10 protein-coding genes and 1 pseudogene are annotated in these 9,231 nt (G+C 72.2%); 9 read left to right on the top strand and 2 right to left on the bottom strand.

All coding sequences use genetic code 11. The features are described 5' to 3' along the window. The 8 genes and pseudogenes from AB0O00_RS22080 to AB0O00_RS22045 all read left to right on the top strand — a co-directional run. Window positions 1-725, top strand: a pseudogene (locus AB0O00_RS22080) (MFS transporter); the annotation flags it as partial. A 166-nt stretch (window positions 726-891) separates the two neighbouring features. Beyond that, a complete protein-coding gene (locus AB0O00_RS22075) occupies window positions 892-1,695 on the top strand; it encodes an MBL fold metallo-hydrolase (RefSeq protein ID WP_363654301.1) in 804 nt (267 codons plus the stop codon). Window positions 1,696-1,702: 7 nt separating this feature from the next. Then, a complete protein-coding gene (locus AB0O00_RS22070; RefSeq protein ID WP_363654299.1) occupies window positions 1,703-2,134 on the top strand; it encodes a nuclear transport factor 2 family protein in 432 nt (143 codons plus the stop codon). A gap of 57 nt (window positions 2,135-2,191) precedes the next feature. Continuing rightward, a complete protein-coding gene (locus tag AB0O00_RS22065; RefSeq protein ID WP_363654297.1) occupies window positions 2,192-2,869 on the top strand; it encodes a hypothetical protein in 678 nt (225 codons plus the stop codon). A gap of 129 nt (window positions 2,870-2,998) precedes the next feature. Next, on the top strand, window positions 2,999-4,240 hold the full coding sequence (locus AB0O00_RS22060; RefSeq protein WP_363654295.1) for an FAD-dependent oxidoreductase: 1,242 nt from the start codon (window positions 2,999-3,001) through the stop codon (window positions 4,238-4,240). 91 nt (window positions 4,241-4,331) lie between these two features. Beyond that, the gene (locus tag AB0O00_RS22055) at window positions 4,332-4,742 is read left to right on the top strand and encodes a hypothetical protein (RefSeq protein WP_363654293.1); all 411 of its coding nucleotides are present in this window, start codon (window positions 4,332-4,334) and stop codon (window positions 4,740-4,742) included. A gap of 146 nt (window positions 4,743-4,888) precedes the next feature. Further along, window positions 4,889-5,305, top strand: a complete 417-nt coding sequence (locus AB0O00_RS22050) for a DUF3592 domain-containing protein (RefSeq protein ID WP_363654291.1) — start codon at window positions 4,889-4,891, stop codon at window positions 5,303-5,305. A 255-nt stretch (window positions 5,306-5,560) separates the two neighbouring features. Then, complete coding sequence (locus AB0O00_RS22045; RefSeq protein WP_363654289.1) at window positions 5,561-6,772, top strand: alpha/beta hydrolase; 1,212 nt, start codon at window positions 5,561-5,563, stop codon at window positions 6,770-6,772. 317 nt (window positions 6,773-7,089) lie between these two features. On the opposite strand, the gene AB0O00_RS22040 is transcribed toward AB0O00_RS22045, so the two are convergent. Further along, on the bottom strand, window positions 7,090-7,977 hold the full coding sequence (locus tag AB0O00_RS22040; protein WP_363654287.1) for an AraC family transcriptional regulator: 888 nt from the start codon (window positions 7,975-7,977) through the stop codon (window positions 7,090-7,092). A 182-nt stretch (window positions 7,978-8,159) separates the two neighbouring features. Here AB0O00_RS22040 and AB0O00_RS22035 point away from each other — a divergent pair, with 182 nt between their 5' ends. Further along, window positions 8,160-8,918: an SDR family oxidoreductase gene (locus AB0O00_RS22035; RefSeq protein ID WP_363654285.1), complete on the top strand. Its 759-nt coding sequence runs from the start codon at window positions 8,160-8,162 to the stop codon at window positions 8,916-8,918. Between the two features lie 125 nt (window positions 8,919-9,043). Here the strand turns inward: AB0O00_RS22035 and AB0O00_RS22030 are convergent. Then, window positions 9,044-9,231 (bottom strand): hypothetical protein (locus AB0O00_RS22030; protein ID WP_363654283.1); only part of this gene is annotated, 188 nt, incomplete at its 5' end.

Raw genomic sequence — 9,231 nt, 5'->3', positions numbered from 1 at the left:
CGGTGACCGGCGGCGAGGGCGCGATCCGGCTGCTCGCGGGGGTGACGGGCCTGGCGTGCCTCGGCGCCGCCGCGCTCGTCCACTCGCTTCGGGTCACGGCTCCCCCGGCTCCCGCTGCTCCCGTCGACGCTCCTCAGGCCGACCCCCGTAGCCCCCGTACGCCGATGCGGCGGATCACCCTGCTCAGCCTCGCCAACGTGCCGTACGCCTTCTGCTTCGACGTGCTGGAGGTGGCCCTGCCCGCGCTGCTCGTGCTGCACCTCCAGGCCTCGCCCGCGTGGTCGTCCGGCGTGTTCGTCGGCAACACGGTGCTGGTGATCGCGCTCCAGCTGGCCCTCGTGCTGCGCCTCGCGCACCGGCCGCGGCGCGTCGTGATGGCGGCCGCCGGGCTCGCGCTGTCGCTGTCGTTCGTGGGCTTCTGGGCGGCCGGTTCGCTGGGCGGCACGCCGGGCGCGGCGGGGGTCGCGGTGGTCGCGGTGCTGTTCACGCTGGGCGAGATCCTCTACACCGGCTCCGGCACGGCCCTGGTGACGGCCGTCGCGCCGCCGCACCTGCTGGGGCGGGCGCTGGCCCGCTGGGAGCTGTCGATGGGCGTGGGCCGGGCAGCGGCGCCCGCGGTGCTGACGGCGCTGCTGGCGGCCGGGCCCGGGGTGCTGTGGTCGACGCTGGCCGTCGCCACGCTGACGGGGGCGGTGGCGGTGCTGCGGCTGGGGCCCGCGGAGTGACGCCGGTGCGCTCCCCCTCCGGATGCGGACGGGCGTCGGCCAGCCGATGCTGGCAGCGACGCCTGTCCCGTGGAAGGACCCCCGCAACAATGAGCGAGCGAAGCGAGCGAATCATCGAAAGGTGCGGGTTGCGCGAAGCGCCCGCCGACCGAAGGGAGGCGGGCGCATGAGCGCGCTCGACTTCGAGGTCATCGACAGCCCTGACAGCTCCCTCAACAAGACCTCCGTCCTCGTCACCGGCCCGAACGACGCCCTGCTGGTGGACGCCGGCTTCACCCGCTCCGACGGCCGCAGCCTCGCCGAGCGGATCCGGGCCACCGGCAAGCGGCTCACCACGGTGTTCGTCAGCCACGGCGACCCGGACTTCTACTTCGGCGCGCAGGAGGTCCAGGACGCCTTCCCCGAGGCCCGCTTCCTCGCCACCCCGTCCACCGTCCAGCACATCCAGGACACGTACGAGGCCAAGCTCAAGGCCTGGGCGCACCTCGGCCCCGAACTGCCCACCCGGCTGGTGCGGCCGGAGCCGCTGCACGGCGACGAACTCGTCTTCGAAGGCCACCGGTTCGAGCTGCGCGGCGCCGACTTCCACCTGCCCGACCGGCACTACCTGTGGCAGCACCACCACCACGCCGTCCTCGGCGGCGTGCTGCTCTTCGAGGGCCTGCACGTGTGGACCGCCGACACCCCCGCCCCCGAGCAACGGGCCGCCTGGATCGACCTGCTGGACGGCATCGAAGCCCTGGAACCGCAGTTCGTCGCGGCCGGCCACCGCACCGCGGGCGCGCCCACCAACCTCACCTCCGTCTTCCACACCCGCGACTACCTGCGCGCCTTCGAGACCGAGATCGGCCGCTCCCCGGACGCCGCCGCCGCCAAGCAGGCGCTGGAGAAGCGGTTCCCGGACCTCGGCCTGGCGATCGCCGTCGACCTGGGCACCAAGGTCGCCATGGGCGAGATGACCTGGGGCTGAGGCTTCGATGATCGAAATCCCGCGCGAGACCGCCGCGTTCAACGAGTCCGCCGCCCCGGCCGACGTCGTCCGCCGCCAGTACCTCGCCTCCGCCCGCGGCGACCTCGCCGCCCTGCGCGCCACCCTCGCCGACGACGTCGAGTGGACCGAGATGGCCGGCTTCCCCCTCGCCGGCACCTACCGCACCCCCAAGGGCGTCACGAACCACGTCATGGAACGCCTCGACGCCGAGTGGCAGAACTGGACGGCGCACGACGACACCTACGTCGTGGACGGCGAGAACGTCGTGGTCCTGGCCCGCTACACGGCCGTCCACAAGACCACCGGCAAACCCCTCGCGGTGCGCGTCGCCCACCACTTCGTCGTGCGCGGCGGCCGGATCGTGCGCTTCGAGCAGTTCACCGACACGGCGCTGGTCCGCGACGCGACGCAGCCGTAAGCCACGCCCGTAGACGAGTTGACCGTAGACTCACCGCAGTCGTCCACGGGGGGAATCGTGACACTCGACTCGCTGCGCCGCCATGCCGTCATCCCGGCGGTCACGGGGCTGGCCCTGGCCTTCCTGGCCTCCTGCACCACCTCCACGCACGCCGGCCCGGCGCCGTCCGCCACCATCCCGCCGAGCGCGCTCGCGCTGCCGGCCCCCGGCGACGTCGCGGCGGGCCTGGCGAGGATCCGCGCCGCCACCGCGAAGGAGAACCAGCCCACGGGCCAGTGGGCGCACTACCGGGACGACAGCGGCACGATCTGGTACTTCTGGCCCCTGCCCGACGGCCGGCTCTGCACCGCGCGGGAGTTCCGCCTCCCCGACGACTCCGACACCCGGGAAGTCGGCTGCACGTCCAGCCCCCTTCCCGGCGACGGCACACCCGCCGTGCAGCCCCTCAATGAGGCGAGCACGCACGGCGGCCACTGGGTGACCTTCCTCTACGCCGACCAGGAGGAGATCACGGACCTCGCCTGCGGCGACCAGCGCCTCAGCGCCGAGCGCTTCGGGCGGTTCGGGACCGCATTCGGCCACCGCATCGTCTACGCCGTCCCGACGCCGTGGCTGCCGGTGGGCCTCCTGCACGCCCGGGTCCGGCACGCGGACGGCACCACCGCGCCCGAGGAGGTAAAGCTCCCGGAGAAGGACCCCACGCCGCGCGTCTCCTACGAACACGGCTGCACCTGAGGGGGAACCGTCCGCCACGCTTCACCCGAACGGGGGAGCCGGTGGCGGCGCGCCCGCCGCGGTCTCGACACCCCACGGCCGAAGCGGGAAGCTGGCCGTCGATTAGGGCCGGACAGCGAGGAGTTCAGCATGGGAACCGACCCTGGGCGGGAAGCACCGATCGTCATCGTCGGCGCGTCGCTCGGCGGTGCCAAGGCCGCCCAGGCGCTGCGCGAGGCGGGGCACCGGGGCGGCATCGTCCTGATCGGCGACGAGCACGAGCGCCCGTACGAGCGGCCGCCGCTGTCCAAGGGCTACCTGCTCGGCACGACCGCCCGCGAGAAGATCTACGTCCACCCGCCGCAGTGGTACGCCGAGAACGACGTCACGCTGCGGCTCGGCACCGCCGTCTCGGCGATCGACCCCGCCGCGCACACCGTGACCCTCGCCGACGACGGGCGGATCGGGTACGCCAAACTGCTGCTCACCACCGGCTCGGTGCCGCGCCGCCTGCCGGTGCCAGGCGCCGATCAGGACGGCGTGCTCTACCTGCGCCGCGTCGAGGACAGCGACCGGATCAAGGCGGCGCTGCGGCCCGGCGCCCGGGTCGCGGTGATCGGCGCCGGCTGGATCGGCCTGGAGACGGCCGCCGCCGCCCGGACGGCGGGCGCCGAGGTCACCGTGCTGGAGGCCGCCGAACTCCCGCTGCTGCGCGTGCTCGGCCGCGAGGTCGCCCAGGTCTTCGCCGACCTTCACCGCGACCACGGCGTCGACCTGCGCTTCGAGGTCAGCGTCGAGGAACTCACCGGCACCGGCCGCACGGTGACGGGCGTGCGCCTCGGTGACGGCACCACCGTGCCGGCCGACGTCGTCATCGTCGGCATCGGCATCGCCCCGGACATCGCCCTCGCCAAGGCCGCCGGACTGGAGATCGTCAACGGCATCAAGACCGACGAGCACCTGCGCACCTCCGCCCCCGACGTCTACGCCGCCGGCGACGTCGCCAACGCCTACCACCCGCTGTTCGCCCGCCACATCCGCGTCGAGCACTGGGCCAACGCCGTCAACCAGCCCCAGACCGCCGCCCGCGCGATGCTCGGCGAGGACGACGCGGTGTACGACCGCGTCCCGTACTTCTTCACCGACCAGTACGACCTCGGCATGGAGTACGTCGGCTACGTCGACCCCGGCGGCTACGACCGCGTCGTCTTCCGCGGCGACCCGGCCACCCGCGAGTTCATCGCCTTCTGGCTGGCAGAGGGCCGGGTCCTCGCCGGCATGAACGTCAACATCTGGGACGTCACCGACCCGATCCGCGAACTCGTCCGGTCGAAGCGGGTGGTGGACCCGGCCCGCCTCGCCGACCCGGGCGTCCCCCTCGGCGAGGTCTGAACGGCACGCCCGGGTCCGCGCGCAGAGGAGACCATCGTGATCACAACAGGCGACGTATCGCACCCGTGGCGCCCGGCAGGCAACCGATGCCATGAGTGAGCCGGCAGCAGCGCCGAACGGGCGCACCCGACTGGCCTACATCCTCGGCGTTCCTCTCGCCGACGACGTCGAGCGCCAGTGGCCGCAGATGGGTGAGGTGGTACGCACCAGCGAGCTCGTCGGCGAAGTCGAGGGGAACTTCCCCGAACTGACCCTCGAAGTAGGCCGCCGCCTCCACCTGAGCGATGACGTGATCGTCGTCGAGTGGACGTGTGACTACGGCGATGGCCGGCTCTACCGAAACGTCAGCATCGCGGAGCTCCAGGAGGGCAAGGCGGTCCGTGTGACCGATTACTGGGGTGAGCCGACTGCCACCCCCGAGTGGCGGCGACCGCTGACGGACCGGCTGGACATGCCTGCGGACGGCATCTGGCCCGATGCACGGCACCTCGGACACCACTGATACGGCACGTCGGCGCTCGGTCTCCATCTGCGCCTTGCTCGCATCACCGTGCTCGCCGACACCGGCTCCCCGCCACCCGCGCCGAAGAAGGCCAGGACTCCTCGATACTGGAAGTCCTGGGACGACGGCGCGGGTTGGGAGGCGTGGTGGGTGGGACGGCCGGGTTCGCCCTGGTGGTGTTCGGCGGGCTGGGGGGCGTGGTCGCCTACCTCGCCGGGGTGGTCGGGTTGCGGGAGGTACGGCGGCTGCGCCGGGACGGGGTGCCGGTGCGGGCGCTGGTGCGCGAGCGCGTCCCGGCTCCCGAGGACCGGGCCTCGCCGCCACGTCCGCTGCTGCAGTTCGAGACCGAGGACGGCCGGGTCGTCGAGGTCTTCTCCCCCGTCCCGTCCACCCGGCGTCACCCCCTGCCGGACGGCGGCTACGTGGCGCTGCGCTACGACCCGGCCGACCCCCGCCAGGTGCTCGTCGAGGGGCGCGAACGGCGGCCGCTGGAGTACGGGTTCGTGGCGGTGGGGCTGTCGATGGTGCTGATCGCGCTCGCGCTCGCCGTCGTGGTGCTCTAGTGCAGCGCCGCGTTGATCCTTCGGGGGTTCATGCGGCTTTGAGTGGGCTGCCGTCGTAGGTCCAGCGGTAGGGCTTGGCGTCGTGTTCGTCGTAGGCCAGGACGAAGGTGGCGCTCGACGATGCCGGCGAAGGGAACCCCGCGCCAGTACTCCCGGCGGATTACTCCGGTACCTCGCGGAGGCTACGAACGACACCGGAATGCTTACATCCACGGGCTGATTCGATACGGAGCTGCGGAACCTAGCGTCGATCCCATGAAACGCAATCTCCGTATCAGCGCTGTCGCGGTGCTGGCGCTCGCCGCCCTCGTCACCGGAACCGGCGCCGGGTTCGCCGCCACGACCACACCGTCGGCCACACCGGTGGCCACGCACGCGTTCGACACCGCACCGGCCACGGCCACGGCCACCGCGCCCACGCGGTCCTTCCAAGGCACGCTCCCCGCGCCGACCGGCCCCTACGCCGCCGGCGAGGACGTCATCCACCTCACCGACGCGAGCCGTCCCGACCCGTGGGTGCCGTCGTCCGGCCCCCGCCAACTGACCGTCACGATGGTCTACCCGGCCGTCCCCGGGACCGGGACTCCAGCCCCTTACATGACCCTCGCCGAGGCAGCCGGAGTCCTCCAGCGGCGGAAGTTGCCGGCGAGCTACGGCGTCACCCCACAGACCCTTTCCGGCGTCACCACTCACGCCTTCGACGGCGCGCGGCCGCAGCGCGGCAAGTATCCGCTGGTGGTCCTCTCACCCGCGTACGAGGACCCGCGCATGACGCTCACCGCGCTCGCGACCGACCTGGCCAGTCACGGCTACGTCGTCGCGCTCGTCGGCCACACCTACGAGGACAGCGGCGAGACGCTGGCGAACGGCCGGACGCCACCGTGCGCGATCTGCGATGACCCGGCGCTCGACTTCGACTCCGTCGCCGCCGGCCGCGCGCTGGACGTGTCCTTCGTGATCGACCAGTTGACGCATGGCAATACCGCGTGGCGCCTGGCACACCTCATCGACAAGCACGAGATCGGCATGGCCGGACACTCCCTCGGCGGAGCGGCGGCCGCCGCCACGATGATCGCCGACCCGCGAGTACGGGCCGGAGTGAACATGGACGGCAGCTTCCACCCGGCCCCGATGCCCGGCCAGATCAACCGGCCGCTCCTCATGCTGGGTGCGGCCGACAACCACCCGGTCGGCGGCCACGACACCACGTGGGACCAGACCTGGGCCGCCCTCGGCGGCTACAAGAAGTGGCTGACGGTCGCCGGCGCCGACCACTTCAGCTTCTCCGACCTGGACCTGCTTCTGGAGGAGGCCGGGTTCCCGACGCCGCCCCTCTCCCCGGAACGCGGGGTGGTGATCACCCGCGAGTACGTGACAGCGTTCTTCGACCAGACGCTGAAGGGGATCCACCGTCCGCTGCTGGACGGCCCCTCGCCGAACAATCCGGAAGTACTCTTCCCGTACTAGTGCAGCGCCGCGTTGATCCTTCGGGGGTTCATGCGGCTTTGAGCGGGCTGCCGTCGTAGGTCCAGCGGTAGGGCTTGGCGTCGTGTTCGTCGCAGGCCAGGACGAGGGTGCGGGCCGGTCCAGGAGTTGCTGCCCGTCGAGCCGCCCCGCTTCTTGCGACACCGCTGACCCTCCGTCACATGAGCGGTGCTCATCGAGCCCTGTGTGCGCCGGGGAGCGTACGGAAGCCACTACGGCACGGTCGAACGGCGCTCGGGGAGCGCCGAATCGGCTGCCCTCGGGTCCGGGGCGCGCCGGGCCTCCCCGAGGTGTCGATGTCAGTGACGCTCGCGGCTCGCCCGGAGGGCGGACGGGGTGATGCCCGTGTGCAGGCGCATCGTGCGGGTGAGGTGGCTCTGGTCGGCGAAGCCGCAGAGCTGGGCGATCGCGGCGATGGGGGTGTCGGTGGTGAGCAGGGCGCGGCGGGCGTGTTCGAGGCGCAGGCGGACGAGGTACTGGTGCGGGGACTGGCCGGTGGAGGCGCGGAAGGCGCGGGTGAAGTGGGACGGGCTGACGCCGGCGACGGCGGCGAGGTCGGTGAGTGAGAGCCGGCCGTCGAGGTAGCCGTTCATGTGGTCGACGACCCGGTCGAGCCGCTTCGGGGTGAGGCTGCCCTCGCGTTCGGGCAGGCCGGGGCCGCGGGTGGCGGCGGTGCGGATGAGGTGGGCGGCGAGGGCCTGGAGCAGGGACTGCGCGTAGAGCGGGTCGGCCGGGCCCGGCCCCTCGTACTCGGCGACCAGGCGTTCGACGAGCATGGTGAGGAACGGGTCGGTGATGTGGAAGCGCGGGGTGAGCTCCAGGGGGCCCGGCAGGTCGCTCTCGGTGGCGAGCTTCTCCAGCCAGGCCGGTTCGAGGGCGACGAGCATCAGTTCGGCGTCCTGCCCCCAGCGCGGGCGCGACGCCCAGCCGGCCGGGTTGAGGAGGGCCTGGCCACGGTGGAAGCGCTCGCGCCGGGGCCGGCCGTCGGCGGACCAGGCGAGGTCGGCCGAGGTGCCCGCGTGGACGGCGAGGACGTGCCGGGTGGGGCCCTCCTCCATCGGCGCGTGCCCGGTGGCGGCCCGTTCCAGGCCGCGCTCGACCACGGCTTCGTCGAGGTCCTGGCCGCTGCCGGAGAGCCGGAGCAGGTGCGGCTTGATGGCGGACAGGGACGTCGCTCGGGTGGTCATACCGTCGATTCTGGTCCGTTCGGGGGACGAATGCCGAATGGAATGGACGATGGCCGGGTGTGTCGGGCGGGATCGTGAGCGGTTTGTTCCATGCTCCGCTCGATCGTTCAAGCCCTGGGCCGCCCGCGCGGCGGACAGTGGTGCGGCGAACACATCCCCCATCTGGCGAGGAGCCGTAGATCATGAGCAGCAACCACTCCCTGGCGGGCAAGGTCGTCCTGGTCGGCGCCGGTGCGAAGAACCTCGGCGGGCTGATCAGCCGCAACGCCGGTGCCGACGGCGCGAAGGTCGTCGTGCACTACCACTCGGACGGGACCGCGGCGGACGCCGGGGCGACGGTCGACGCGATCAAGGCGGCGGGCGGCGAGGCGGTCGCCGTGCAGGGCGACCTGACCAAGCCGGCCGAGGTCGAGCGGGTCTTCGCGGTCGCGAAGGAGACCTTCGGCGGTGTCGACGTCGCCGTGAACACGGCCGGCATGGTGCTGCGCAAGCCGATCGTGGAGACCACCGAAGCCGAGTACGACGTGATGCACGCCGTGAACGCCAAGGCCGCGTACTTCTTCATCCGTGAGGCGGGCAAGCAGCTGAACGACGGCGGCAAGGTCATCACCATCGTCACCTCGCTGCTCGCCGCGTTCACCGACGGCTACTCGACGTACGCGGGCGCCAAGGCCCCGGTCGAGCACTACACGCGGGCCGCGGCCAAGGAGTTCGCCGCGCGCGGGATCTCGGTGAACAACATCGCCCCGGGCCCGATGGACACCCCGTTCTTCTACGGCCAGGAGACCCCGGAGCGCGTGGCGTTCCACAAGTCGCAGGCGATGGGCAACGACCTGACGAAGATCGAGGACATCGCCCCGATCGTCACGTTCCTCGCCACCGACGGCTGGTGGATCACCGGCCAGACCCTCTTCGCCAACGGCGGCTACACCACCCGCTGAGCCGCAGGCAGCTCCACACAGCCCCGTCGAGTTTCGGCTCGGCGGGGCCGAGTGCTGCGAAGTGGCTGATCAGGGTATCCCCGCGGTGGTCACCTGCATGTCCCGGCCCCTTTCGTGGTTCGTGATCATTGTCCCTGCAGGCCGACGACGTTTTCGGGGTCGGCTCCCAGGGCCTCGGCCAGGCGGCGGGCGCGGGTGTCCTCGCGGAGCAGCGTCCGGAGCAGGGTGTCGGTGTCGCGGGTGTCCGTCAGGTAGGCCTCGACGGAGCGCGGGTCGGCGGGCAGCGGGACCCGGCCGTCGGCGAGGGCGGTGT

Source organism: Kitasatospora sp. NPDC093558 (genome assembly GCF_040683475.1).
In the GTDB taxonomy this organism is placed as follows: domain Bacteria; phylum Actinomycetota; class Actinomycetes; order Streptomycetales; family Streptomycetaceae; genus Kitasatospora.
Note: the sequence above shows the minus strand (reverse complement) of the source record. Positions and strands in the feature narration are given on the sequence as shown.

Excerpts from the sequence above, each read along its gene's own strand:
- AB0O00_RS22055 (WP_363654293.1), top strand. The coding sequence starts at position 4,332 with ATGAGTGAGCCGGCAGCAGCGCCGAACGGGCGCACCCGACTGGCCTAC.
- AB0O00_RS22040 (WP_363654287.1), bottom strand. The coding sequence starts at position 7,977 with ATGACCACCCGAGCGACGTCCCTGTCCGCCATCAAGCCGCACCTGCTC.
- AB0O00_RS22060 (WP_363654295.1), top strand. The coding sequence starts at position 2,999 with ATGGGAACCGACCCTGGGCGGGAAGCACCGATCGTCATCGTCGGCGCG.
- AB0O00_RS22045 (WP_363654289.1), top strand. The coding sequence starts at position 5,561 with ATGAAACGCAATCTCCGTATCAGCGCTGTCGCGGTGCTGGCGCTCGCC.
- AB0O00_RS22070 (WP_363654299.1), top strand. The coding sequence starts at position 1,703 with ATGATCGAAATCCCGCGCGAGACCGCCGCGTTCAACGAGTCCGCCGCC.
- AB0O00_RS22075 (WP_363654301.1), top strand. The coding sequence starts at position 892 with ATGAGCGCGCTCGACTTCGAGGTCATCGACAGCCCTGACAGCTCCCTC.
- AB0O00_RS22035 (WP_363654285.1), top strand. The coding sequence starts at position 8,160 with ATGAGCAGCAACCACTCCCTGGCGGGCAAGGTCGTCCTGGTCGGCGCC.